This is a genomic window from Alteromonas sp. 5NS40-0096, from assembly GCF_057544385.1.
Genome location: NZ_BAAJLQ010000004.1, coordinates 337,873 through 361,769, shown reverse-complemented (window position 1 = coordinate 361,769; position 23,897 = coordinate 337,873). Strand labels below are relative to the sequence as shown.

General features: G+C 45.5%; 22 protein-coding genes. 11 read left to right on the top strand and 11 right to left on the bottom strand.

The window, feature by feature from the left end; all coding sequences use genetic code 11:
• Positions 1–22: 22 nt before the first annotated feature.
• Entirely contained in the window at positions 23–256 is a 234-nt protein-coding gene (locus tag AC27G9_RS14255) for a hypothetical protein (RefSeq protein ID WP_487075101.1), read from the top strand.
• 47 nt (positions 257–303) lie between these two features.
• On the opposite strand, the gene AC27G9_RS14250 is transcribed toward AC27G9_RS14255, so the two are convergent.
• Both AC27G9_RS14250 and AC27G9_RS14245 read right to left on the bottom strand, forming a co-directional pair.
• Positions 304–1,869, bottom strand: coding sequence for a methyl-accepting chemotaxis protein (locus AC27G9_RS14250; RefSeq protein ID WP_487075100.1), 1,566 nt, complete (start codon positions 1,867–1,869; stop codon positions 304–306).
• Between the two features lie 126 nt (positions 1,870–1,995).
• On the bottom strand, positions 1,996–3,516 hold the full coding sequence (locus tag AC27G9_RS14245) for a sensor histidine kinase (RefSeq protein WP_487075099.1): 1,521 nt from the start codon (positions 3,514–3,516) through the stop codon (positions 1,996–1,998).
• A gap of 208 nt (positions 3,517–3,724) precedes the next feature.
• Here AC27G9_RS14245 and AC27G9_RS14240 point away from each other — a divergent pair, with 208 nt between their 5' ends.
• The 4 genes from AC27G9_RS14240 (at position 3,725) to AC27G9_RS14225 (ending at position 8,129) form a co-directional block, all read left to right on the top strand.
• Positions 3,725–5,161, top strand: a complete 1,437-nt coding sequence (locus AC27G9_RS14240; RefSeq protein ID WP_487075098.1) for a sigma-54-dependent transcriptional regulator — start codon at positions 3,725–3,727, stop codon at positions 5,159–5,161.
• A 223-nt stretch (positions 5,162–5,384) separates the two neighbouring features.
• Entirely contained in the window at positions 5,385–6,656 is a 1,272-nt protein-coding gene (locus AC27G9_RS14235) for an oligosaccharide flippase family protein (RefSeq protein WP_487075097.1), read from the top strand.
• Between the two features lie 3 nt (positions 6,657–6,659).
• Positions 6,660–7,667 (top strand): glycosyltransferase family 2 protein, encoded by a 1,008-nt coding sequence (locus AC27G9_RS14230; RefSeq protein ID WP_487075096.1) that lies wholly within the window; start codon positions 6,660–6,662, stop codon positions 7,665–7,667.
• Between the two features lie 99 nt (positions 7,668–7,766).
• Positions 7,767–8,129, top strand: a complete 363-nt coding sequence (locus tag AC27G9_RS14225; protein ID WP_487075095.1) for a Fis family transcriptional regulator — start codon at positions 7,767–7,769, stop codon at positions 8,127–8,129.
• Here AC27G9_RS14225 and AC27G9_RS14220 read toward each other — a convergent pair.
• The gene (locus tag AC27G9_RS14220) at positions 8,126–8,722 is read right to left on the bottom strand and encodes a hypothetical protein (protein WP_487075094.1); all 597 of its coding nucleotides are present in this window, start codon (positions 8,720–8,722) and stop codon (positions 8,126–8,128) included. The genes AC27G9_RS14225 and AC27G9_RS14220 overlap by 4 nt on opposite strands.
• 114 nt (positions 8,723–8,836) lie before the next feature.
• Positions 8,837–9,346: a MarR family winged helix-turn-helix transcriptional regulator gene (locus AC27G9_RS14215; protein ID WP_487075093.1), complete on the bottom strand. Its 510-nt coding sequence runs from the start codon at positions 9,344–9,346 to the stop codon at positions 8,837–8,839.
• Positions 9,347–9,573: 227 nt separating this feature from the next.
• Here AC27G9_RS14215 and AC27G9_RS14210 point away from each other — a divergent pair, with 227 nt between their 5' ends.
• Complete coding sequence (locus AC27G9_RS14210; RefSeq protein ID WP_487075092.1) at positions 9,574–9,828, top strand: DUF2024 family protein; 255 nt, start codon at positions 9,574–9,576, stop codon at positions 9,826–9,828.
• 12 nt (positions 9,829–9,840) lie between these two features.
• Complete coding sequence (locus tag AC27G9_RS14205) at positions 9,841–10,587, top strand: hypothetical protein (protein WP_487075091.1); 747 nt, start codon at positions 9,841–9,843, stop codon at positions 10,585–10,587.
• 106 nt (positions 10,588–10,693) lie between these two features.
• On the opposite strand, the gene AC27G9_RS14200 is transcribed toward AC27G9_RS14205, so the two are convergent.
• A complete protein-coding gene (locus tag AC27G9_RS14200) occupies positions 10,694–11,968 on the bottom strand; it encodes a nucleotide sugar dehydrogenase (protein WP_487075090.1) in 1,275 nt (424 codons plus the stop codon).
• Positions 11,969–12,323: 355 nt separating this feature from the next.
• On the opposite strand from AC27G9_RS14200, the gene AC27G9_RS14195 reads away from it, so the two are divergent.
• A complete protein-coding gene (locus AC27G9_RS14195) occupies positions 12,324–13,391 on the top strand; it encodes a substrate-binding domain-containing protein (protein WP_487075089.1) in 1,068 nt (355 codons plus the stop codon).
• Between the two features lie 36 nt (positions 13,392–13,427).
• On the opposite strand, the gene AC27G9_RS14190 is transcribed toward AC27G9_RS14195, so the two are convergent.
• From AC27G9_RS14190 to AC27G9_RS14165, 6 genes are all read right to left on the bottom strand, one after another.
• The gene (locus AC27G9_RS14190; RefSeq protein ID WP_487075088.1) at positions 13,428–14,366 is read right to left on the bottom strand and encodes a glycosyltransferase family 2 protein; all 939 of its coding nucleotides are present in this window, start codon (positions 14,364–14,366) and stop codon (positions 13,428–13,430) included.
• On the bottom strand, positions 14,305–15,438 hold the full coding sequence (locus AC27G9_RS14185; RefSeq protein ID WP_487075087.1) for a hypothetical protein: 1,134 nt from the start codon (positions 15,436–15,438) through the stop codon (positions 14,305–14,307). The genes AC27G9_RS14190 and AC27G9_RS14185 overlap by 62 nt, the downstream gene beginning before the upstream one ends.
• Before the next feature lie 190 nt (positions 15,439–15,628).
• Positions 15,629–16,306 (bottom strand): sugar transferase, encoded by a 678-nt coding sequence (locus tag AC27G9_RS14180; RefSeq protein WP_487075086.1) that lies wholly within the window; start codon positions 16,304–16,306, stop codon positions 15,629–15,631.
• Positions 16,307–16,728: 422 nt separating this feature from the next.
• Positions 16,729–17,790, bottom strand: a complete 1,062-nt coding sequence (locus AC27G9_RS14175) for a methyl-accepting chemotaxis protein (RefSeq protein ID WP_487075085.1) — start codon at positions 17,788–17,790, stop codon at positions 16,729–16,731.
• A 172-nt stretch (positions 17,791–17,962) separates the two neighbouring features.
• Positions 17,963–19,288, bottom strand: a complete 1,326-nt coding sequence (locus AC27G9_RS14170; RefSeq protein ID WP_487075084.1) for a GH1 family beta-glucosidase — start codon at positions 19,286–19,288, stop codon at positions 17,963–17,965.
• A gap of 51 nt (positions 19,289–19,339) precedes the next feature.
• Positions 19,340–20,248 (bottom strand): cation diffusion facilitator family transporter, encoded by a 909-nt coding sequence (locus tag AC27G9_RS14165; RefSeq protein ID WP_487075083.1) that lies wholly within the window; start codon positions 20,246–20,248, stop codon positions 19,340–19,342.
• Between the two features lie 355 nt (positions 20,249–20,603).
• Here AC27G9_RS14165 and AC27G9_RS14160 point away from each other — a divergent pair, with 355 nt between their 5' ends.
• From AC27G9_RS14160 to AC27G9_RS14150, 3 genes are all read left to right on the top strand, one after another.
• Positions 20,604–20,969 (top strand): hypothetical protein, encoded by a 366-nt coding sequence (locus AC27G9_RS14160; RefSeq protein ID WP_487075082.1) that lies wholly within the window; start codon positions 20,604–20,606, stop codon positions 20,967–20,969.
• 76 nt (positions 20,970–21,045) lie between these two features.
• A complete protein-coding gene (locus AC27G9_RS14155; protein WP_487075081.1) occupies positions 21,046–23,121 on the top strand; it encodes a TonB-dependent receptor plug domain-containing protein in 2,076 nt (691 codons plus the stop codon).
• A 148-nt stretch (positions 23,122–23,269) separates the two neighbouring features.
• The gene (locus AC27G9_RS14150) at positions 23,270–23,887 is read left to right on the top strand and encodes a redoxin domain-containing protein (protein WP_487075080.1); all 618 of its coding nucleotides are present in this window, start codon (positions 23,270–23,272) and stop codon (positions 23,885–23,887) included.
• The last annotated feature ends 10 nt before the right edge of the window (positions 23,888–23,897 follow it).

The window sequence follows — 23,897 nt, the reverse complement described above, 5'->3', positions numbered from 1 at the left end:
AAATGTAATGAGGACAAGAAAAATGGTAGCAACTTTTTGCCAAGTTTTACCTTTGTTGGTTTGGCTTGGATTCTTTTTAATCATCGCATTTTTTGTGGTGATGTATCGCTGGGCGAAGAAGCGAAAAGGCATTGCATTGGCATTTGGTATATTTGTTCAGATATTTTTGCCTGACCCAAAAGTGGAACACACCATTGCCTGTATCTCAAAAGAACAGAAATCGTGTGAGCAACAAGGGCACAAAGACAAACTGTAATGAAAGACGTTGCCGTGCTACTTCGATAGAAGTTGCACGGCGTGTCATCATGCACTAAAGCGTACGATAACCGAATTTACAGCGTCGCTAGTTTGTTTTAATTGCTCGCTCGATTCCAGAGAATTTTCCGAAGCTCGTTGGGTTTCTTTCGAACCGGCAGCGATTTCGACAACTTGTTGGTTAATATGCTCGGCTACCGAACTTTGCTCTTCAACGGCAGACGACATCTCTATTGTCATGTCAGCAATCCCGCCAACAGCACCATTGATTTCACTCAGCGCAGAGCGAGTTTGTTTTACAATATCCGCACCGCGATTTGCGGCTTCCAATCCTTCTTCAGAGACGGTGACGGCTCGCTCCGAACGCTCGGCTAACACTTGAATGATATTGTGAATCTTGTCAGTCGATTCTCTCGTTTTTGACGCCAAGGCCCTGACCTCATCCGCCACGACAGCAAAACCTCTGCCTTGTTCCCCGGCGCGAGCCGCTTCAATTGCGGCATTCAGCGCCAATAAATTGGTTTGCTCAGCGATAGTGGAAATCAAACTCGCTGCCTCGCCAATATCGTCTGTAGATTCTGCCAAAGCTTTCACAGTACTAGAAATGGACTCAACAGAACCACGAAGCTGATCGATGGTTTGCATCGCCTCTTCGGCTTTTTGGTTGCCCTCATCAACATTGTGCGATGCGTGTTTGGCTCTGTCGGCATTTAATTCAACTCGTTCGGCTACTTCGTGAATAGACTGGGACATTTGAGTGACGGCGGAAGCAATTAACTGTGTTGCTTCGTTTTGTTGCAAGACTGCCGCACTGGTGGTTTCAGCTTGCTCGTGGGAAGACTGAGCAACAGCGTTCAACCCACCTGCTGCATCGAGAATACGAGTTAGCGCGGTACGAGAACGCGCTAACTCACACGCCAATACCAGCTTGGCTCTTGCTTTTAGGCCATAATCGTCAAAATAGGTTTGAGCGACTAATTGATTGCTGTAAGACGACGGGCTCAGCTCCACTAGGTCATTGAGATCCGATTGGCTATTGAGAATATGCCAGGCTCCACACAGCCCAATACCGGCAGCAGCTATCACCGCTGGAACAGCGCCTGCGGTCGCACCTAAAATACCCGCGACGGGTAAACCTACAGCCCACATCGGCGCGGTTTTTTTCACATAGTGCCATACCATTTCCCCTTGAGAGGTACTGGATTTTCCTTCTCGCAGACGAGCATAGCGCATCTCAGCACGTACTTTTTCTTCGGGTAATGCAGGTACGCGAACGGATTCATAACCGACAATTTTGCCGTGCTCGAGCACAGGGGTCACAAAAGCAGATACCCAATAGTGGTCACCATTTTTGCGTCTATTTTTCACCACACCCATCCAAATATGCCCACTTTCCAACGTACGCCACATCTCTTTAAAAACGCCCGACGGCATATCTGGGTGACGCACGACATTGTGATTTTTGCCAATGAGTTCTTCAGGTTCAAAGCCGCTCACATCGATAAAGGCTTGGTTGCAATGGGTGATGACACCGCGTTTATCTGTCGATGAGATTAATCGTTCTTCTGGTGGGAAGAGATATTCACGCTGGGTAACAGGTTGATTGTTGCGCATAGTGGCAGTACTCCATACAAGTAACCGCCACGCTACAGTTAAATCCAATATGATAACGACGGTTAATATAAGGCTTACCTTATACCAAAATTATACTTTAGAACAATTGACATGATGAAGTTGAAATCAAGATTCAATAAATTTCTTGAATTTTAGGGTGAACTCCGTGCCTTTACCGACTGTGCTTTGTACGTCTACTGTTGCATCGTGATCCTCAATGATCGTAAAGGAGACTGATAGTCCAAGCCCAGTACCCTCACCTGGGGGCTTGGTTGTGTAAAATGGCGTATAGAGTTGTTCGAGCGTCTTCGCATCCATCCCACAACCCGAGTCTTTAATCTTGACCTCTACCGTGCGCGGATTTTCCACAATAGAAATCAGCAACTCGCCCTTTTCACCAATGGCGTGAACGGCATTACTGATCATATTGATAAACACCTGCTGTAACTGGCTTGAATTCGCCACAACTTGGGGTGCAGGAGTGGGTGGGTTGTACATGAGCTCAACATTGTACTTGTACAAGTTATACGTGATTTTTAGTGCATCATCGATGGGCTCATTGATCGCAATCACCCGTTTATCACTTTTCCCATGGTGAGAAAAAGAACGCAATGACTTGACGATGTCGGTAATGCGGTTGATCCCCGTTTCATTGGACTCCAATAACTCGGTTACCGCTTCTTTGCAGTCTTCAATATCGAACCCTTCAAACCAGTCATCGATAATTGACTTGAAGTCACCCTGCTTCTCTTCTGCAATGGTTTTAAGCTGATCCATAGCATGAAAAATGTCGCTACTGATGTCGCTCAATATTTCAGAGTTACTGCGCACAAAGCCCATCGGGTTATTGATTTCATGGGCAACACCGGCGGCAAGTTGACCCAACAAAGCCATTTTATCTGAAAGTTGCAATCGCTCTTCTAAGGCCTGCTTTTCCTTATTGGAGGTATCAAGTGCGACATCTTTTTCACTGAGTTCTTCTTTTTTCTCGGTTAGCTCGACATTTTTAATGCGGTATTTTATGCCCGTAATTAAATAGCGCCGGGTGGTATCGAGTACAAACAACATTTCTTCATCGATAAATTCTTGTTCACTGATCAGCGCAAACCACAATTTTTCGTTTTTCTTAATTGGCACCATAATATGAAGTAGCCAACTTTCTACCTCTACGCTAGGCAATTGAAATGCGCTGACGCTCCAATGATCATAAGTTTTTGTCTCTTCTAGTGGCAGAGAATCGTAAATCAATGCCACCAAATCAGGTTGAGGATGCCAATGAACTTCGGGGTGCCAAACATCAATACTGTCAAAATCCGGCTCTTCATCGGTGTGAGTGTAAAAGGCTACCCCATATTGTGATTGACTAAATTGTGTTGCCGACTCAACTGAGAGTGAAATAAGTTGGTCTAGCGTAGTGCCTTCCGACGCACGTTCAGTGGTGTTATGCAGATACTTGAGCTCTTGTTCACGCTTTTGCGATTCTCGCAATGACGCTCTGAGTGCTTGACTGGTGAAGTAGCTTTCTTCGGTCAGTTGCATCAAGAGCTTTTCCGCTTCTAACCGCGCCGTTTTTTCGCGGTTGAGTTTGCGTTCCAACAAACCAACTTGATGTTTTAATTGTTGCATTGACTCAGAATTATCACTCACCAGCTTTACCATTCCCGTTGTAAAAAAGTCGATTACACACGCTCATTCTTCCTGCTTTAACTATGGCAAGTTTATGAAAAATGTGCAAAACGTCTGACACATTAACATTCAAAATGCTGAAAAACTTTGGCATTTAATCCATTTATCAATAATAGTAGGTATATAAACGAGATAAGCGGATAACATCAGGAAGAGAAGTCGAAACGTTATGAGTTTAAAAGTATTAATTGTCGACGACGAAAAGGACATCGTAAGGTCCCTAGAAATGCTACTCAAACGCAATGATTACATCGCCAAGGGTGTAAGAAGTGCAACCGCAGCATTATCGATGATGGAAGAAGAAAGCTTCGACATCGTGATTTCTGATCTCAATATGCCCTCGATGGACGGTAACACCTTTCTCGCTGCCGTTGCTCGCCAATATCCAGAAACCGTGCGTATCATGCTAACCGGTTACCTTGAAATAGACGATGTGATGACAGCTATTAACCAAGGGCGTATCTGGGGTTATCTAAGCAAACCATGGGATAACCAAACATTACTGCTTACAATCAAACAGGCAATGCAAGCGCGTAATGTCCTGCTTGAGCGCAATACCCTGCTTAAAACCGTTAAGCGGGTTCGCCACAATAGCCGGCATCAGTTTGCAGGATTTATTGGTGAATCCACCGTCATGCAATTTATCTACAACGCTATCGAGAAAGCGGCCCCGAGCCAAGCGCCTATTTTTATTACTGGTCCAAGCGGCGCTGGTAAAGAAGTCGCGGCTGAAGCTATTCACAGCCTGAGTACCAGAAAAGACGATCCCTTCTGCGCGATCAACTGTGCGGCGATCCCTGGGGAATTAATGGAGTCTGAGTTGTTTGGTCATGTAAAAGGCGCTTTCTCTGGTGCAGTTAGCGCAAGAGATGGCCTCATCGCCACCGCGAACGGCGGAACCTTGTTTCTCGATGAACTGGGTGAAATGGATATTTTGTTACAAGCCAAGCTTCTGCGTTTTATTCAAACGGGGATTTATAAAAAAGTCGGCTCGGACAAGGAGGAACAAGCGAATGTACGCTTTGTCTCCGCGACCAACCGCGAGCCTATGGATGCTATCGCCGAGGGCAAACTACGAGAAGACTTATATTACCGCCTGAATGTCATTAGTATCGACATGCCACCATTGAACGAACGAGAAGAAGACGTCATTCTGCTAGCTCAGCATTTTCTCGGTATGTATGCTGAATCCGAAGGGAAAGGCCTTACGGGTTTCAGTGATGAGGCAAAATCGCTACTTCGCCACTATGAGTGGCCCGGTAATGTGCGGCAACTTAACAATGTTATCCATGCAGCCGTGATCATGGCTGACGGCGAACAGATAGAAGCCAAAGATTTGCAAGGACGTATCGAACAATCCAGTCGCAGCATACCCGCATCACAAGCGCCGACAAGCCAAGCTCCTGCCGCGACGAAAGTGATTCGTGAAGCGGAAACTGGCTTAACCGATCAGTCGATAAAAACACTCGCGCAGGTTGAGAAAGAAGCTATCGAACGTACCATTGCCTTTTTCGATGACAACATAGTTCAAGCGGCAAATGCGTTAGGCGTTAGTCCATCGACACTCTATCGAAAAATTCAGCAATGGCAGTCAGACAACGACTAAAACACATAGGGCCGAATGGCCCTTTTTTGTATCCCCGCTTAATTTCCAATTTCTGACTTTGCGTTTTGTATTGAAAAACGCGACTCGCAATTTGCGAAACCCCTCCCGGATTTCTTTCTAGGAAAAACAAAAATAGTATTTAAATACATATAGTTAAAAATCAAACCTAAAGTGGAACACTTTGTGAATTGGTTAGTTATCCTTTAACCAACCGAGAACACCGATGGCGTTAACCAATGCGTTTGAAAAAACAAAACCGTCGAAAAAGCTCTATACGAATACCTTGTGGATGTTTGGTACTGAAGCTGCTGCTAAAGGCTCTCGTGTTTTCACCATTCTGGCGATGGCTGCTACGCTGGCACAGGAGGAATATGGGATTGTCATGCTGGCACTGGCGATCCATGAAATTATTAAGCTCGTTCAACGGGGTGGAGCCGGTGCTCAAATTGTGCAATGTAAAAGCGAGGATTTACCTCGGTTCTGTCAAAACGTGTCTGCGTTGCAATGGTGTATTTGCGCCCTATTGATCACTATTCAGTGCGCCGTTGGGCTCGTCTCTAGTTATTTCTACGCCCAACCACAACTTGCGCTCCTTCTCTGCAGTATGTCTGTCGGCTATTTATTGTTCCCACCTGTTGCAGCGAACGTGTACTTGCTCCAACGCAACAATAATATGAGACGCTACAGCCTGGGAATTGGCTCAGCTGTCACACTGGAAAACCTACTGACTGCGATAGCATTTATCGCGGGAGCGGGTATTTACGCCATCGCTATCGGGAAATTGGTATACGGCATTGTTTGGTTTGCCACGTATGTCAGCGCACCGGTACAACACTACGGTGTAAAATGGCACAAACCAACATTCGTCCATTTAATCCAAACGTCTGCGAGTTTAGCGGGAACCGAATTTGCGAAAGCGATTCGCCAGCACCTAGACATTTTCATCGCCGGTAAAGCATTGGCTCCCGACCTTTTTGGATTATACAGTTTCGCCAAAAGTGCCGGCATCGGATTGAGCCAATCCTTAAGTTATGCCTACACCAGCGCTCTATACCCTTATTTGTGTACCTTGCGTCGCCAGTCGCCCAATACATCATTCGTAGCCAAGTCATATGTTTTGTCGAGTGTTGTCGGGTTGCTATTCGTTGCGCAAGCACTCGCCGCTCCCCTTTACATTCAGTGGTTGTTTCCAGAACAGTGGCATGAAGCTGGGCAGCTCGTCGGTATATTGTGTTTATGCGCCATTCCCATGCTTTGGCAAGACACCCAGTGTTGCTTGCGCCGCGTCAACGGGGCTTATCACGAAGAAACGCAACTGCGCTTCGCCAGTTTATCCCTGAGCTTAACCGTACTGGTAATGGGAAATGCGGACACCCCAACGCAATTCGCTTACCTGCTGTTGATCAGCGCATTCTGCTGGCCCGCTTTTTACGCTTGTTGTGCGTTCCTGGGCATGTTGCCTCGTGCTCAACCCATGTCCATAGCTAAGGAGTGAGTTATGAAAACGCAAAGCTATCCGACCGTCAGTGTGATTTTAACCACACAAATGAATGTGCAGCAGCTTGATATTGCTTTACGCAGTGTGCTTTCACAACGCTTCCAAGACTTTGAAGTCATTTGTATCGACAATTCCATGAGCGACGAATGTGAAGAGGCGATTGCATTGCACCGAGACCCCAGATTAAGAGTTGTAAAGGCTAACAGGACCAGTTTGGCTTATTGTCACAATCTCGGTATACAACTTTCGACAGGACGTTATATCGCACTGCTTAGCGCCAATGATGCGTGGTCACCGGACAAGTTAGACGCCCATGTCGCTTTTCTCAATGCGAACCCCAAGGTAGGGATTAGCTACTCTTCCTCTCAATTTATCGACCTCAATAATGTCGATATGGGATTGGGGCAATACCCGAAACTGGGTGTTGTCCACGGCGGCTACGTATTCTGCAGAAACCCAATAGGTAATGGTTCTAACCCGGTATTGAGAGCTGAAATGCTCGACGAAGTAGCGCTGGTTACAGGCCAGCCAGACCGTTTCAAGAAAACCTATTTCATTGAAGATGAACAGCATTCGGGCAGTATCGATTTTTGGCTTCGCGTTGCATTGAACTGTCGATGGCAAATAGCAGGCATTCCGGGAACTCATACGTTTTATCGTCTTGGCAAAGCGCACGAAGCGACGCCTATAGAGGCACAACTTTCGTCATGGGAAGCCGCTATTGCACAACAGAAACGCAAACACCCTCAGTTTTTTAAACGCTGGTATCGACTCGCCAAAGCCTATCAATGCCGACACATGGCAAGACGTGCAGTGATTTCTCAGCAGGGAGTGCTCGCGGCAAAGTGGGCATGCCGTGCGCTATTAACGCACCCCGCGATTTTGTTAATCGAACCGAAACGAACGGTAACGACACTACTAGGAGCATGCCTCTCCTTGCTGCCTAAACGCCTTTACCAACCCCTTGAATCAGCAGTGCTCGCGCTGATAGCCAAACCTGTAAAATGACTCTCCCGTCATACTCTCGCCGCCTTCGGGCGGTTTTTTTTTGGTTTTCACATTGGTTTGTAGATGCCACAATAAAAGGGGCGAAACAAGTACAATACAATGCGAAAATCCGATAAAAAAATTGATAATCAAATACGTAAAGATCTCACTCAAGTTTGCGACAGTGCGCTGGAGTCGATAGCGGGATTCAAATGGTTAACGCATCAAATCGACTATGCTCATTTCCCACAGTCACTGGTCATAACTTGTGTGTTCGATACCAACCAATCACTTAGCACCTTTTTAGCCTCTGAATCCAAAGCGGCAATAGAAGACGCTATTGCCAGTAAAATGCTCGCATTGGGCGTGACAAGAAAGCAGCTGAATCGCTGTATTAGTTACGATTCAGAGGAGGCTTGCAACGCCCAAGACGAAGGTAATTGGGCGCGCAGGCTTGGTAAAGGAAAGCGGTCAGTTCACTAACGATTGATCCTATTGCGGCGGCGTAAAAACATCGCCATGGATGCACTCAAAAGAATAAGAAATGCTGACGGTGCTGAGACTGAAGTTGGAGCAGTAAACGTCAATGCATCGAAACCATACGTGGCTCTGTTGCTGCTATCGCCATCGCCAGACAGTGAAAATGAACGGATTGCAGTGTCACTGATCAAACCAAAAAACGTACTCGCATTCCAAATGTCTGTCACCATTAACGCATCGATGATCTCATGGCCAGCACTGTCAATGTAATCTAGGTTGTTGGAATTCAGCTCATTTAAATCAAACCCAAGTGCAAACACGTCGTGTTCAAACGCAATCGTTAAAGTATCAAATTCTCTGATTGAACGTGCACGCTCACCTTCGCTGACGTGGCTAGTCGTTGTGCGGTAAGGTTTAAAACCACTTCCAGTCGACAAATCAACGAGGGTATAACTGTTGTCGTTAAAACCATCGAATGCCAAAGGGCCATCTACCGCGGCTTCAAAAGCATCCCTATCGGAAAAGAGAATCAGCCCAGCTGTAGCGTGCTGAATACCACAAACCGCGAGCAAGCCCATTAAAACCAGTTGCTTCATATACTTCACTATTCAATACCTCTCAACGTCGTTGAATATGATGTGTAACCATAGTTACAGCGAGCGAGGAGACTATCGAAAAAATGTGCAAACAATATGAAGTCGTTGATGCCTTTACTCTGTGTGTTCGCGGCAGAGTTTTTCAACTTCGGGAGACTTGAGCTCAACATTGAGCAATGTGCAGTGATACTTTTCTTCTCGTCGAACATTGTATTTACACGTTTTACACACACCGAATGTATTGATTTTATTAGATTGGGTTAATGCACTTACTAAGTCGTTTAGCGACAGCAATAAGGTTTCTTGTTTATTATCGGGCAATGCGGCAATAGCCTGCTGAAATTGGCGATCGGGTAACTTGTCAGTAATGAGCTCTCGCCCTTTATCCGTCACTTGTAAATGTGATGCTCGCTTGTCCTTGCTATCGGGGACCTTTTCAATAAAGCCTTTCTGTTCCAGCACTTTCACCGTTTGCGATATGGTGCCTTTTGTTTGCCCAAGGTATTCGGCCACTGCCATCACATTATCCGAATATCTGTTGCACAGTGTTAGATAGTGTAGGACTTCTAATTGAACTGGCTGCAAGCCGAATTCAGCACCAAGTTGCCGGGTACTGACTTTCATTAGTTCGCCGAGCCTTTCCACCGCTCGATAGATTTCATAAGTATTCATTCCCACATAGTATCGACTAAAAACTAATTTGACAATATCTGAACGAATCGTTAAATTACCTATAGTTTCGAGTCGAAACCATAGGTAATCATCAATTCTTGTGTTGTAAGTCTAAAGCGCTGATACACGGTTAATTGCTGATTCTCGAGCCACGTAACTAGATGAAAAAGAGGTAGATCATGGAAATTCATGTTTTTGACACTCACGTTCGAACGACCACTGGGGAGTATTTGCACTTTGACGTATTGGTCGATGACGCTAATTCAAAGCGAGTTAATGAATATGTCGGCCGCTATCTAAACAGCAAAGGCATACAAGCCAGCGAGCTTAAATCGAGTTCTTGTCAATTTTGTCATAGCGAAATTGCAAACCCAGATGTGCAAGCTGCGATACATGCTAATGGTCATTTCATACTGCCTTTGGCTGGCTGTTGAGGGGGATAGAAAATGAAACATCTTACATTCACTGGTGCCCTGTTGATGTTGTGTTGCGTACCAATGACTACACACGCCCATAGCAAACACCATGGTGGTATTCGTGCACAAGCGAGCGCAAAGGTAGCCGCTGATTTTGATATTGTTCACACTAAAATTACGACTGAAGGCAATATTGCGACGTTTCATATGGCGGTATCGGGTACGGCGGGTAAGTCCAAACCTTCGCCATCAGGAAAGTTAGCCGGTAGCGAGGTCTTTTCATATGTATGGCCGACCACAATGGACAGTTTTGACGTTGGGTTTGAGAAAAATGCAGGCATTCTCGCGCTAGCGGTGACGTCTCACCCAGATTTTGATGATACGCCCTTATTTGATGAAAATGGCGACGGTAATGCTGCAAATGATGGTGATATCTGGCATAGCCATTGGGTTGTATTGCAGCCAAATGAGCAATGTGGAGAAGGCGCTTTGGGTGTAGTCGATATCCCAGAGGGAGCCTCTCCGCGCCTACCAAAAACTTGGCCAGGCTTACCGTTATTACTCGACAGCCCAGGTTGGCAACCAACTTTTGATGGTGAAACGGTGGAAATTAAAGTGGCCTTTGACGACCCATCTACACTGAATAATATGCGCTACGACGGTGTGACTTCAGGATTGCGGGTCAACCAGAGTGTTCATGCTCCCTTGCTATGTGTCGTTAACGTCATGGACATCGCATCAGGTGACCTGAGCTTGCCTGGTAACGTCAATCAATGAACAACAGATAATGTGGAGTAAGTGCAAGGCAAAAGGAGAGAGGTGAAGCCCCCGAAGGGGCCCGACAGTGGGGTAGGGAGAGTGTAGCGGTATGGAGGTAGGTTGGCTAAGCCATAACAACTTTCTCTAAGCTGCTGTCGAACCGGCCGCGAGTATCTACAATAAGGTTGCTATGCGCGAGGATGTCATCGTAGTCAAAATCGTCATGGTCAGTAGCCAATAGAACTAGGTCAAATTGCGATAACGTTTCAGGAAGCAACGGCATACTTTTAGCGCCTGCACGAAAGTGTGCCATTGCCTTTAATTCTTGCACCCAAGGATCTGAATAAGACACCAGAGCGCCTTTCAGCGAGAGTATTTTCATTAAGTTGATTGCGGGTGAGCGACTCGTGTCGGCAATGTTTTTACGATATGCCGCGCCGAGAACTAAAATTTTGCTGCCATTAATTGATTTTTTACGCTCATTGAGTGCCTCAGCAACTTTAACGACCACCCAATCAGATACGCTTTGATTGACCTGCGATGCCAACTGCACAAACTGAGATGGCACCCCGAGGTGTCGGGCTTTCCAATTCAAATATTGGGGCATTGTAGGTAGTGTTTTTCCACCGATGCCAGGACCCGGAAAATGAGGACGACAGCCATCGCGCTTGGTCGCCATGGCGCGAATGACTTCATGGATATCGGCGTCGAGTTTGTCGGCTATAATTTTCATCTCATTCACCAGACCGAAATTCACCATTCGGTATGTATCTTCTAGCACCTTGGCTAATTCAGCATTAGTGGTAGACATCACGGGAATAAGGTTGTTTTCCGTTTCTTTAAATAAGGCTAATCCACGCTCCATACACGCATCTGTCATTGCACCTAGCACTCGACTCTTGGCAGGACGCGGCTCAAAATGCGTGTCTAGCTTTTCCCAGTTCGGGGAATACACCAAATGAAAATCTTTACCCACCTGCCAACCGTCTTGCTGCAATATCTGACATGCTTCATCTCTGGTGTACCCAGGATAGACGTTACTTTGAATGGCAACCAAAATACCGTTTGAGGCGTATTTACGCACTGCTCTGACAGCGTCGTTTATCGCGCTGGTATTTGGTGAATGGTTTGCATCGACATCAAGGGCGACACTCACGATGACGGCATCGCAGTGAACAATTTGAGAATAATCGTTAGAAACAGTGAACGATTGATTGATGTAATCTGCAATCAATTCATCCGCTACATTCGACAGATTACTGTAGCCATTGCGAATGTTCCGTAGCGCTATTTCATCTGAGTCGAATCCCCAAACAGTACATCCTGCCTGGCAATACCGCAACGCCAATGGCAAACCTGTTTGATTCAAACCGACTACTGCTACAGATGAATAGCGCATACCGCCTCCGGAACTGAACTACAACCCTATGTTGCAGCACAGTAGATTCCTTTCAATCTTCGTTCCATCTCTTCAAGACAACTCAAGGCATTGATTTTATTAAGAATAAAAAATAGAAGAAATTTTGAAGCTAGCAAATTGATTCACTCAGTCGCAAATTAAAAATTTGCGATTTGCAAATAGCGAGACACAAGCACAAACAAGACGGAGTGGTAAGCTAGAGAAATAGCAGCTAGGCTTAGGCAACGGATTGGTATCGTAGTTAGGGTTTATGCTCTCTGGTAATTTTCGCAGTTTTTCTGCTTTATTGTTTGTGACTTATAGTTGGTTTGGGCTTAGTGGCAAACCTTGGGCCGTGGAATGCAAACCTGCAACAACAGATCTCAACATTCATTACTTTGTTAATGACAACACTCCCCAGGGCCAGTTTTGGAGTCAAAATATTGCTTTTGCCAATTGGGTCGCAAAGTCATTAGGTATCACACTGACAATTCACAACATTGCGCCTGAGTACCAACATCGCGCTCTATTTCGAGATGTCATCCAAGAAGCAATTGACCAAAGCAACACTATGCCCAATTATTTTATTGGTCCGCTTTTTCACAAAGGCGCGGATAGACTTTTTGCCGATCTCAGTGAACTGAACATTCCTTATTTTAGTCTCAATACCACTATGCTTCATCGCCAGAAGTCTGAATATGGCGAACCAAGAGAAAAATCCCCTTTATGGATTGGCCATATCTCTCCTAATGATAGGGAATCTGCTTATCAAATGGCTCGCAGCGCCACCGAGCAACTAGTGGCGATAAACCACGAGCCAATAGTGATTATTATTGCGGGTGAAGAGTCAGATACGGTCTCCATTTCCCGCACCAATGGCTACCTCCAGGGGCTGATGGAGTTTGGTATTTTCCCGACGCAAACTTATCATACCGACTGGGCCGAACAGGGTGGCGAACGGGCTGCGAGTGCCGCATTGCGTCGATTTGAGAAAATTGACCTACTTTTGACAGCATCATCTACGCTTTCAGCCGGTGCAAAGCGTGTGTTCTCGCAAGAGGCAGCGAGTGCTCCGTCATTGCATTACAGTTTCAATTGGAGCGAGCGTGCCGCTCGTTTAGTCTCAGATTCGAATCTTGTTAGTACTTATGGGGGACATTTCAGTGAGGCGGGCTTAGCACTAGTTTTACTGTATGACCACTTCCGCGGCGCAGATTTTGAAAAAGAATACGGAAAAGTGTTGTTTACCACCACAATGTCAGAAATGAATGAAGACAATGCACAAGCAATTCGTCTTTGGTTAGAAAATGAGAGCTGGCAAAACATTGATATCAAACAGTTTAGTCGTTGCGAGAACAAAGAGGCCGATATCGAATCGCTCACTCCCTCGTTTATGCTGCAGTATCAACAAAAGTACCAATAGGGCGTGTTTACCTAGAGTAAGCAGGCCCTGCGTGTTTTAAGCAGCTTTGCCCATCCCAGCAAAAGCAAGAACACCACTTACATAGGTTATCAATTTGGCCTTCAAATACTGTTTAAGATTAAGCTTACATCGAGGGTCTTGTAGTATTTTAGCGGCGATAGTGTATCGCCCAATCTGAGCATTTAATTTAGCAATTGTGCATAAGTGACTCGCACAGTAACGTTGGATATCGCGCTTCAAGCCTGCCTTTATTTTTTGATTGGTGACGATCAGATTGAGTCTTTGGCTAAATGGGCATTCTTTCTCTGGCACAAGCAGGTCTTCAGAAATTAAATCCGATTGATTAAAATGTAACACTCGAATGTTTGGGCTATACGCAATACCCGCCTTTAGCGCGACTCTGGCGAAAAAATCTTGATCTGCGCCAATCGCCTCACCCGCTCTGAACCCTCCAATGTGTTTGAACAAATTACGATTCACCACCACGGATGACATAACAAACGGTAAATCACCCCTTGAGACGAGATTAAAGTAGTCTGTTATCAACATACCGTCAGGGTCGATGTGTTTCAGCGATATATTAGCGTCGCCAAAATTGCCATTTTCCTGAATCACTTGATAGCGAGAACCAAACAGGCCTGCTTGTGGAAATTTTTCTGTCAGTTTAACCATTTCTTCCAAGTGAGAAGGCATCCACTGATCGGCTGGATCAAGGAAGGCAACAAATTCGCATTTTGCGTGCTGAATTCCAATATTGCGAGATACTGATGTGCCTTGATGTTTGCGGTTCAACACTCGCACTTTGGGTAAATTAGCCGCTTTGAGCATGCCCTCAGCACCGTCAGTTGAACCGTCATTGACAACGATTATTTCTTTAGCAGCAAAGGTTTGCTTCAATACGCTTTGGATAGCTTCAACGATAGTAGCCTCGTTGTTGTATAGCGGGATAACCACTGAGATCGTTGGCATATTCATAGCAATAACTCCAGTTTTTGAATGCATCTGATATCATTGTTTCAATATCCATACCACACCGCAGAAACCCATTACGCAAACCATTATCGAGCAGGTCAATTGTGTTGTGAATCATCGCTTGATCCGGGTCTACGCGGTAACACAGTGGTACCCCGACTTGGTCACACCAGATATCACATGGCGGTAACTGACTCAAAGCCAAAACTGGAGTGTCAACAAGCGAAGCGTACAAACAGGCCTCCGTCTTCATTCCCAAAACGGCGTTAAAACGAGACATAGAGGCCAGCGTCATAAGCGGATCAGGCTGATACCTCAATACATCAATAGGAACGTTGGCAGATAGTCGTGAATTGACTTCGACGCTATGATGACGCGCACTATGTGTATCCCACTCTATTAACGTGACGGGTTCTCTCATTTGTGTCCAAATGGCTTCTATCAACTTAGCAACATACTCATACCACACGCCTTTATCATGGTGACCGAATTCATTTGGACAGATGTTGATACCGATTCCCTCTCTAGCGACTGATGATGCTGAGAAGTCAGGATGATTTAGCATCGTAGGGGCAAGGTTAAATGTTTTTAACAGATTGGCATTGGGTGCTATGTCATTGGCGCGTTCGAAGCTTGCAGGGTCGCCAATTCCGACAAACGCACAGTCATACAAAAACTTTCGGCATGCAACTTCGTCTGCTTTTGTTGAAAAGGCGCCTAACTGAATGCCAATTGCGTAATGTTCGTTACTGTTTGCCAACTTCATAAGCTGTCGGTATAAACTCAACTGTTTTGCTCGATGGAAGGTGTTTCCCCCAGCAAATACGATGCGGTTGCTATAAAACGCATTTCGCCAGTGAATTAGGCGATGTTGCCCACGAAATCGTTGTGGATACGGTAAAACTTGACGTCGAAAACCAAACACATCTGCATCGAGGTCACCGTAATTCGAGTATCGATTCGCTGCGGCATTCAGGAAATGTGTCACGCCCCAACTTGCAGCGAGTAGCTCCATATCTGAGCTACAGTCATTAAAACCAAAGTTGCCGACGATGTACGTATCAAATTTACTCATGAGCTGCTCCTGCTTGTAGTGTTAACCTGTTGGCGTTGTAGGGGCCAATACGACTAGGCTGTCATTTCCCGTTTTTACGTGTTGTAGTTGCGGCTCCTGAACTTGTATGTTTGTGTTACAGAACCGAGTGAATTGAAAAAAAGGCCTCAAAAAGAGGCCAAGAGAGGTTGGAAACGCAGAAGCGTTCTGCTTAATAGGCTCCTTTGGCACCCAATACAGCGGGGACAGTAGCAGCCAAAATCTTAATATCGTTCATAATGCTTTGCTCACGGATGTAGGTTTTGTCTAGTTCTAATTGCTCATCAAAATCTGTGTCGGCACGACCGTTTACTTGCCATAACCCTGTCATACCTGGCTTTGCAAAAAGGCGCGGTAAAATGTTGCTGTCGTACTGCTCGTACTCGCTAACAAGATGAGGGCGTGGGCCAATCAACACCATGTCACCCTTCACTACATTCCACAGCTGTGGCAACTCATCGATCGACAACTTTCTAATAATACGACCGACTTTTGTGATCCGAGGGTCGTTAAAATACTTTTTACACACTCCGTTGCGGTCGCTGTCAGATGCCTGGGGCTCTTGGAACTTAGGGTCAGTTTTGATGTACATGCTTCTTAGTTTGTAGCACTTAAACTGGCGACCGAGTTCTCCCACCCGCACTTGGCTAAACACAATGTCGCCACGGCTTTCGAAGCGAATTAACGCAGCGACAACGAGCAATAGAGGAGACAAAACAATCAACCCAGCCAGTGCCGCGGCTTTTTGAAACCAAAGAGGCAAACCTTTATGGCCATATGGCTTGGTCACACTGACCGACTTACTATCGTATGAGGGGGCAAATGCTGTTGAATTTACTGAAATAGTCATTTTATCTCTCCTGCTTACAATCTCTCTAAGCGTTAATCGTCAATTTCGTTTACCGCTTATGCGGTTGGAACCTCGTTTGCACTCTGGTTGGTCTTGATGCCTAGTGCTTGTTAAAACGTTGTTCCCAAAAACTGTTGTGAACGGTGGAGATATTGCCAACTTCGTGCCAAAGATAAAAAACCATAAAAAACAAAAAGATAGCAATTAATCCCCATTTTAAAAAATGAGAAATTCGCATTTTATTTTTAATTTGCAAAGCGTTCTGAAAATAAAAAGTGGAGAGTGATAGAGCGGATTTTGTTGCTGACTTGTAGCTGTAAGTATTGTGATTCGACACTAAAAAGAGAGTGAAGTGATGGTTAAACTGAGCAGGCGAGCACAAAAAAGCCGGCAAATGCCGGCTCTTTTATCAATCATGGAAATTAGCTTGCGAAGCTATCCAACGCAGACATTACCTGTTCACTGGCTCGTTCCATTTCTTCGAGAGCCTGATAGCACTTGTCCATCTCGCCAGCTTGTGCTGCGTTAATCGCATCTACACCCAAACGGTGGACGCTTGCTAACGTTCCCTCAACTCGACCAGTAACCTGAGCCGATTGAGATTGTAACCAAGCCCCAATGCGTCCAGAGCGATGGTCACTGAATTCAGCCGCCGATTTATGGCTTCTCCCACACACCACTTCATACACCTCACCTTTCCACACAACGTGGTCAAGCTTCACGGTTTGAACGAAACTTTGCTGAGATGCTTGTGTAATCGTGCCTGATGCACTGCCACAAAACGAGACAATCTCTTGGTAGTTGCTGTTGAGGGTGCCAACGCCCTCAGATAAGTGAGTATTGTTTTCTTGAAGTTCGTTAACAGAACCCACTGCAGAACGTGTAGATTGAATAATGCTTTGTACTAGTTCTGCGACTTCGTTTGCCGACTTGTTGGTTTCGTTTGCAAGTGCGCGAACTTCATCAGCAACGACACTAAACCCACGACCAGCATCACCAGCGCGAGCTGCCTCGATAGCCGCATTCAGCGCCAAAAGGTTTGTCTGATCAGAAATGCTTGTGATAGTGCTAACGAATTTATTAATGCTGTCTGCGGTTTCAGATAAGCCAGAGATACTTTCACTCATGGTGCCCATCTTATCGCTTAGGCCGTCCATATCCGTGATAATTTTGTCTAATGAAGATGACGACTCTTCAAATACGCCATTGACGCCCTCAATGCCCGATGCTTCTTTGTCGATATTCTCATAAGAGGTCAATACTGTTTGTCGAATGCCCTCCAGTTGCCTAAGAGAACTCAGCATGGCGTTGACAAGTTGGTTCGATTCGTTAGCTTGATGGCTAGTGGTTTGTGTTTGACTCGCTTTTAGCGCTTGGTTCTCGTCGCTAAGTTGGCGTATCTCTTCATACAATCTTTCTTTTTCTTTTCGTAGTGTTGTAATTTCATCTAGCTTGGCATCGTAGCTCGATTTGAGTACCAGCATATCTAACCTCATTGTCAGGCAAAGAAAACACTAGCATAGCAGACAATTTTACTAATTCACTATCAGAAAACTGCTGATTAACTGTGTTTCGCGCGTGTTTTTATTTTTACTGGTACATTTGCAACTTTATGATAAAGCATAACTTTATACTAAAGTATAAGGCACCAGCCCATTATCTCTGTGAAAGTATCCATTTCAATTGTCGGGCGCTCTCTTTGGGAGTACGAACTTGGGTATCGTAATCAACGTGCACAATCCCGAAGCGTTTTTCATATCCCTCAGCCCATTCGAAGTTGTCCATTAAACTCCAAACAAAATAACCATGAATGTCGATGCCGCTTACCATCGCTTTATCGACCGCAGCAAAGTGAGATTGAAAATAGCGTTGACGCTGTTTGTCATCAATAATGCCGTTACTGTTAACGTCATCACTAGCCAATCCATTTTCAGTGATGATAATCGGCGGCAAATCAAACTCTTGATCAAACCTCAATAGTAGCTCAGTCAATGCCTGTGGGTACACTTCCCATCCCATCGCCGTAACTTCGCTATCGGCAGGAGGTGGCAATTGCTTGAATCCTTCTTTGCTATCTGCACAAACGAATTCTCGAAAATAGTAATTCACGCCAAGGTAATCGATAGGTTCAGCTATAATGGCTAAATCTCCCGGCGCGATATCCGGCCGATGTGCTTGAGGTATGTCGTCAATCAATGCCGGATAGCTTCCCTTTAGAATCGGTCGTATGTACCAATCATTAAAATGGGTGTGCGCTAACTCTGCGGCTTGTTGATCGTTCGGCGTTTCTGGGTACATTGGCGTGAAGTTCAATACGATGCCATTTTGGCTGTTAGGGCTATTTCTGCGCAAAACGCGCATCCCTAAACCATGCGCTAATAACAGATGATGAATGGCTTTTTTTCCAAATTCTTTACCAACTTTACCTGGGGCGTGAACACCAATTTCATACCCCAGATAAGCACTACAAAAAGGCTCATTCAAAGTAGCGTAAGAGTAAACTCGATCACCAAAGGCTTTTGTCACTACATCAACATAGTCGGCAAAGGCATAGGCGGTGTCGCGATTTAGCCACCCTCCCTTATCTTCCCAACACTGAGGTAGGTCCCAGTGATAAAGCGTAACAAATGGCTTAATCCCTTTTTCTATAAGCGTGTCTAACATGTTGAGGTAGAAGTCGATGCCATCTTGGTTGATGTCGCCATACTCATTGAGAATTCTCGGCCAGGAAATAGAAAAGCGATAAGCATCAAATCCCAGTGACGATATCAATTCCACATCCTCTCGCCAATGAATGAGGTGCTCACATGCGTTATCACCATTGCTGCCATCTTTAATTTTTCCCGGCGTAGCACAGAAGGTGTCCCAAATACATGTGGCGCGTTCATCTCTCGCCCCTTCAATTTGATACGACGAAGTCGCAGTACCGAAGATAAAATCTGGGTGCCTCATCGGAGAATCAGCAGAAAGTGTTATTGTCATGAGGCGACCTATATTGAGGACTTGGGTTAAAATTCATTGGTTTAAGGGCCATCAGTGAGAATGGCCATGGGCTGGCACACAAGCCTCATCGCGACAAGCTTCTCCGGGCATTTCTAATTCAACAGTGGTGTGTGCCAGATGGAAAGGGCGAAGGGCATCAGCGACATCTTGCTTTACGCTAATCAAACAAGAAACACTGGCTTCCTGAGTTATCTCGATATGAGCGGTGAACACATGGCTTTCGCCATCGAGAGACCAAAAGTGCATGTGATGGATGGCTTGTACACCATCTACTGCAAGTACGGCTTGACGAATCGCCTCTTGTTGCTGCTCACTGGGTGTGCCTTGCAAAAACAATTTTACGGTCTGCGATACATGCTTGACGACATTAAACAAGATAAAACCCGTAAAAAGCACTGACAATATCGGGTCCAAAATCGGCCATTCTACAAACAACAACACCACACCAACGACGAGCACGGCAATCCAGCCCAGTACATCCTCTATCAGGTGCCAATTGAGCATTTTTTCGTTCATCGTATGGCCACCGTGCAGTTTGTAGGCTGCAAACCCGTTTGACAAAATACCTAAAATTGCCAGCGCAATCATACCCTGTGTCATCGGCATTTCAGGCTCAAGTATTCGGGGCAAGCTCAATGTCAGCACCCAAACGGAACCGACAACCAGCACGAAGCCGTTGATCAGCGCGCCGAGTAAAGACAATCTTTTGTAACCATATGAGAAGGCGTCTGACGATTTTTTATGGCCTAACTTGCCAAAAAGCCAAGCTAAACCTATTGATAACGTATCACCGAGGTCATGAACCGCATCAGCCATAATGGCAACACTATTGGTAAGCAATCCACCGATAAATTCGATGATGGTAAAAATAAAATTCAGCCAAAATGCCCAACCGATCCGGTCGGTGTCCGATTCATGGTGGTGATGGTGATGATGCATAGTCAGTTCAATTGTCTATCCGATGAGTTAAGCAAGCCTGAATCTGTCATTAAATTCAAGCCTAATTACTACGCTAGCAAAATCAGTTTAATCCATTTTTGTTACCAAAATAAATCGGTGTCCCTACAGGCCTAACGCCACGCTATATGGATAATGTTAAATGGTATCTCAGGTTTCGAGTGTTGCTGTTGCCCAAACCAATAAATCGTTAGATTCAGGTCAAAGTTTTCACGAATACTGGGATTTTTCAGAATTTATTGGATAGACTGTCAACATCGACTACCCACATAAGTCTGTTTCAATGGTGCGAGCAACAAAGCAACTAACATGGATTGCTTTAATATGCATACTGGCTATGCAGCACGCGCTCGCCTTGGGTACAGCAAGCTGGCAAATGCATCAAGCGCAAGAAAACTTGCCCGCTGATGTCACATTAATTTGTTCGGGGAATACCATGAAATGGGTGTCGATATCTCAATCTGACGAGTTGGGACAATTCGTTTTTGTCGACCCATCAACTTTCATCGATGACGATGTGCCCCAAGTCGACTGTACAAGCAAGGTGCAGGGAGACTTGCAGGCCTTTACATTGCACAAAGCCGTATATGAAACCACGAGTTTAGTGAGTTACCGCGCTTTAGTTCAGCGCTTGTTTGCACGCCCATATACCAGCTTTGCCTACCTCAAAGCCTTCGTCAGAGGCCCCCCAATACGCTCTTAGTCCGCAGTTACACAAACAATTAAATTTATTGCGTCTGCGTAAAGCAAGACGCGTGATTAATGGATAAGAGATTTTCATGAAAAACTTAAACCCCTCTGCACTTGCAGTCGCGATGACGGCTGCGTTATTGAGTCAAAACGCCTTCGCCAATCAAAGTCAAACTGAGGTCGTTACCGTCACGGGGCAACGAATTGTCAACGAGCAACAGATTTCTTTGGATTCGAACCGAACTATTGCGCCAGATTTTAGCGACAGTATTGTTAACCTACCCGGTGTTAATGTGAACACCAATGGTGGTGCAACCCGTGTTTTACAATATCGCGGCTTATTTGGCGACAGAGTGAATATCGAGATCGACGGAGCGCCTATCACTGGCGCGGGTCCAAACGCGATGGACTCTCCTCTTTCTCATGTTATCGTCCAGCCCCATTTAGCCGTCACACTATTTAGAGGGATTGCTCCCGTTAGCGCTGGACCTGAGACACTTGGTGGTCACGTAGAGGTGAAGACTGACACCAACCAGTACCTGTTTAATGAAGGCAATGTGTTCGGCGGTATTAGCACCCTATTTCAAAATGGGGGAGATATCTTCCATTCCAATGGCTCTCTGGGATTCGGTACCGATAAAGGTTATGGCCTCGTCTCTTTCACACGCCAAAAGGCCGATGAGCTAGCCGATGGAGATAACCGACAAATTCCAAATTATCAGTATGACAGAACAGGCGGTAAACTCGCCTTTGGCCTAAGGCATAACGACCATGCGCTCGATGTGAGTTACCAAATCTTACGAACAGACAACGCAGGCACACCCGCTCTTGGGATGGATATCCTGTATATCGATGCCAATTGGTACAGATTACAGTATCAGTATTCATCAGACGACCATAGCGGCGTTGAAGTTACCCTTTTTGGCAATCAAAACGATCATGGAATGGACAACGTTTCCCAACGAAACACTATGAACCCGATGGCTAGGTTGAATACTGTTGACGCCAATTCGTTGGGCCTAGAACTCAGCGGCTTCACACAAACAAACTTCGGCCGTTTACACGGCGGTATTGAAATCGCAGGCGACGAGCACAATTCTTTGATAACCAACCCCATTTTGCAAAACCTGAATATTGCCAATTTCAATGACGTCACTCGTGATAGCTACTCGATTTTCTCTGAGTTATCAAACCGATATCAAGACTGGAATTGGTTAGTCGGTACCCGATACACCCAAGTCAATAGTGATGCGGGTAATGTGTCTTCTACAATGGCAATGATGAATTCGAATGTCGCCACACTTGTTAATACGTTTAATCAAAGCAGCCGCGATATTACCCATGACTTGCTTGATCTGACCTTACACGCCAGTGTCGACGTCAACAGTTCGACAACAGCTTACATGGCTTTGGGGCAGAAGAGCAGAGCACCAAGTTACACTGAGCTCTACACTTGGTTGCCACTTACCATCTCTGCCGGGCTCGCGGATGGTTTCACCTATCTAGGCAACCTTGCACTTGATCAAGAAACAAGCCGCCAAATTGACCTGGGAATCGACTGGCAAAACAATCAGATTTCTCTCTCGGCCAATGCGTATTACCAACAAGTTGACGATTACATTGTTGGTGTCCCTGCGATGAACCCAGCCGCAACCATGATCACTATGATGATGGGTAACACAGCGCCATTACAATGGCAGAATGTTGATGCCACCCTGTGGGGTGCAGAAGTTTCTGGACAATATCAAGCCAATGAAATTATGACATTCGGCTTCACTGCCAGCATCGTTCGGGGGCAAAGAGATGATATTGATGACAACTTGTTCAGAATAGCACCGGATAATCTGCGCGCGCACATGCGCTATCTAGAAGGTCCGCTTGATCTGAAGCTAGAAGCCCAACTGGCCAAAAAACAGACTCGCGTTTCTGCGTTACAACGCGAGCAAACTAGCCCAGGGTATGGCATTGTCAACGCCAGTGTAGGCTATCAATTCAGCTCAAAAATGAGATTCGGTCTCAACTTACATAACCTTTTTGACAAAACCTACCAACCTCATTTGGCTGGCATAAACCGTGTTGCCAATGTCGATATCAACGTTGGCGATAGGTTGTTTGCTCCAGGCAGACAAGTAGTACTTTCCGTCAGCTATCATTTTGGCTCCTAGCGTTACTTTATGCCCAGCGTGAGCAAATCACGTTGGGCATGGTCATAAACTTATATTAAGTTTCGTCTATACTTAAACGAAATCACTACCTAGTTTGTCATTTATGCCTCTAGAAAATAGAAAAAGTGTTTATCAACATACGACCTCTATGTATACAAATACGGTAGAGTCACTCCCAGCAGACATTCGTCATGTTTATGAAAAAATGATTGATTGGTTCGCTCAAGCCCCTATGTCCGAGGGCTTGATAGCGATAGATGCGCCGGTACCAGATATTGAAATCGCAGACAGCAACGGGGTAAGCCAGCCGCTGAGTCAATGGCTAGAAAGCGGGCCAGCAATTATTATTTTCTTTCGCAGTGACTGGTGTGATTACTGCAATTACTACATTGATTTGTTCCACAGCTCTATGCCTATTTTTAAAGCGTCTAATACCCAGTTTTTTGCCATCACGCCTGAAACTGAATTTGCGACAAACGACTGGCGTCGCTTCGAAGAAAAAGGCTTTCACATCGTATCCGACCCCGATTTCAACATCATCAATGAGTTCCAAATCGACGTTGAGCTACCGGATTTTATTGTAGAATTTTTACAAAGCGTGGATATCTCCCCCTCATTGATTGAAGAACGTTGGAAAATTCCACTGACTGGCGTATTTATCATCAATGAAGAACAAAAGGTTGGATGGCGCTTAGTCAGCCAAGACTTCCGATACCGCGCCACACCTGAAGACGTTCTCAATGCGATGCAATCCACTTTGACTTAGCGAGTGTCAC

Coding starts and splice junctions, on each gene's coding strand:
- AC27G9_RS14205 (WP_487075091.1), top strand. CDS start 9,841: ATGAAACATCTTACATTCACTGGTGCCCTGTTGATGTTGTGTTGCGTA.
- AC27G9_RS14185 (WP_487075087.1), bottom strand. CDS start 15,438: ATGAGTAAATTTGATACGTACATCGTCGGCAACTTTGGTTTTAATGAC.
- AC27G9_RS14215 (WP_487075093.1), bottom strand. CDS start 9,346: ATGAAAGTCAGTACCCGGCAACTTGGTGCTGAATTCGGCTTGCAGCCA.
- AC27G9_RS14230 (WP_487075096.1), top strand. CDS start 6,660: ATGAAAACGCAAAGCTATCCGACCGTCAGTGTGATTTTAACCACACAA.
- AC27G9_RS14170 (WP_487075084.1), bottom strand. CDS start 19,288: ATGACAATAACACTTTCTGCTGATTCTCCGATGAGGCACCCAGATTTT.
- AC27G9_RS14210 (WP_487075092.1), top strand. CDS start 9,574: ATGGAAATTCATGTTTTTGACACTCACGTTCGAACGACCACTGGGGAG.
- AC27G9_RS14225 (WP_487075095.1), top strand. CDS start 7,767: ATGCGAAAATCCGATAAAAAAATTGATAATCAAATACGTAAAGATCTC.
- AC27G9_RS14255 (WP_487075101.1), top strand. CDS start 23: ATGGTAGCAACTTTTTGCCAAGTTTTACCTTTGTTGGTTTGGCTTGGA.
- AC27G9_RS14200 (WP_487075090.1), bottom strand. CDS start 11,968: ATGCGCTATTCATCTGTAGCAGTAGTCGGTTTGAATCAAACAGGTTTG.
- AC27G9_RS14160 (WP_487075082.1), top strand. CDS start 20,604: ATGCAGCACGCGCTCGCCTTGGGTACAGCAAGCTGGCAAATGCATCAA.
- AC27G9_RS14150 (WP_487075080.1), top strand. CDS start 23,270: ATGTATACAAATACGGTAGAGTCACTCCCAGCAGACATTCGTCATGTT.
- AC27G9_RS14240 (WP_487075098.1), top strand. CDS start 3,725: ATGAGTTTAAAAGTATTAATTGTCGACGACGAAAAGGACATCGTAAGG.
- AC27G9_RS14165 (WP_487075083.1), bottom strand. CDS start 20,248: ATGCATCATCACCATCACCACCATGAATCGGACACCGACCGGATCGGT.
- AC27G9_RS14155 (WP_487075081.1), top strand. CDS start 21,046: ATGAAAAACTTAAACCCCTCTGCACTTGCAGTCGCGATGACGGCTGCG.
- AC27G9_RS14180 (WP_487075086.1), bottom strand. CDS start 16,306: ATGACTATTTCAGTAAATTCAACAGCATTTGCCCCCTCATACGATAGT.
- AC27G9_RS14235 (WP_487075097.1), top strand. CDS start 5,385: ATGGCGTTAACCAATGCGTTTGAAAAAACAAAACCGTCGAAAAAGCTC.
- AC27G9_RS14220 (WP_487075094.1), bottom strand. CDS start 8,722: ATGAAGCAACTGGTTTTAATGGGCTTGCTCGCGGTTTGTGGTATTCAG.
- AC27G9_RS14190 (WP_487075088.1), bottom strand. CDS start 14,366: ATGAATATGCCAACGATCTCAGTGGTTATCCCGCTATACAACAACGAG.
- AC27G9_RS14250 (WP_487075100.1), bottom strand. CDS start 1,869: ATGCGCAACAATCAACCTGTTACCCAGCGTGAATATCTCTTCCCACCA.
- AC27G9_RS14175 (WP_487075085.1), bottom strand. CDS start 17,790: ATGCTGGTACTCAAATCGAGCTACGATGCCAAGCTAGATGAAATTACA.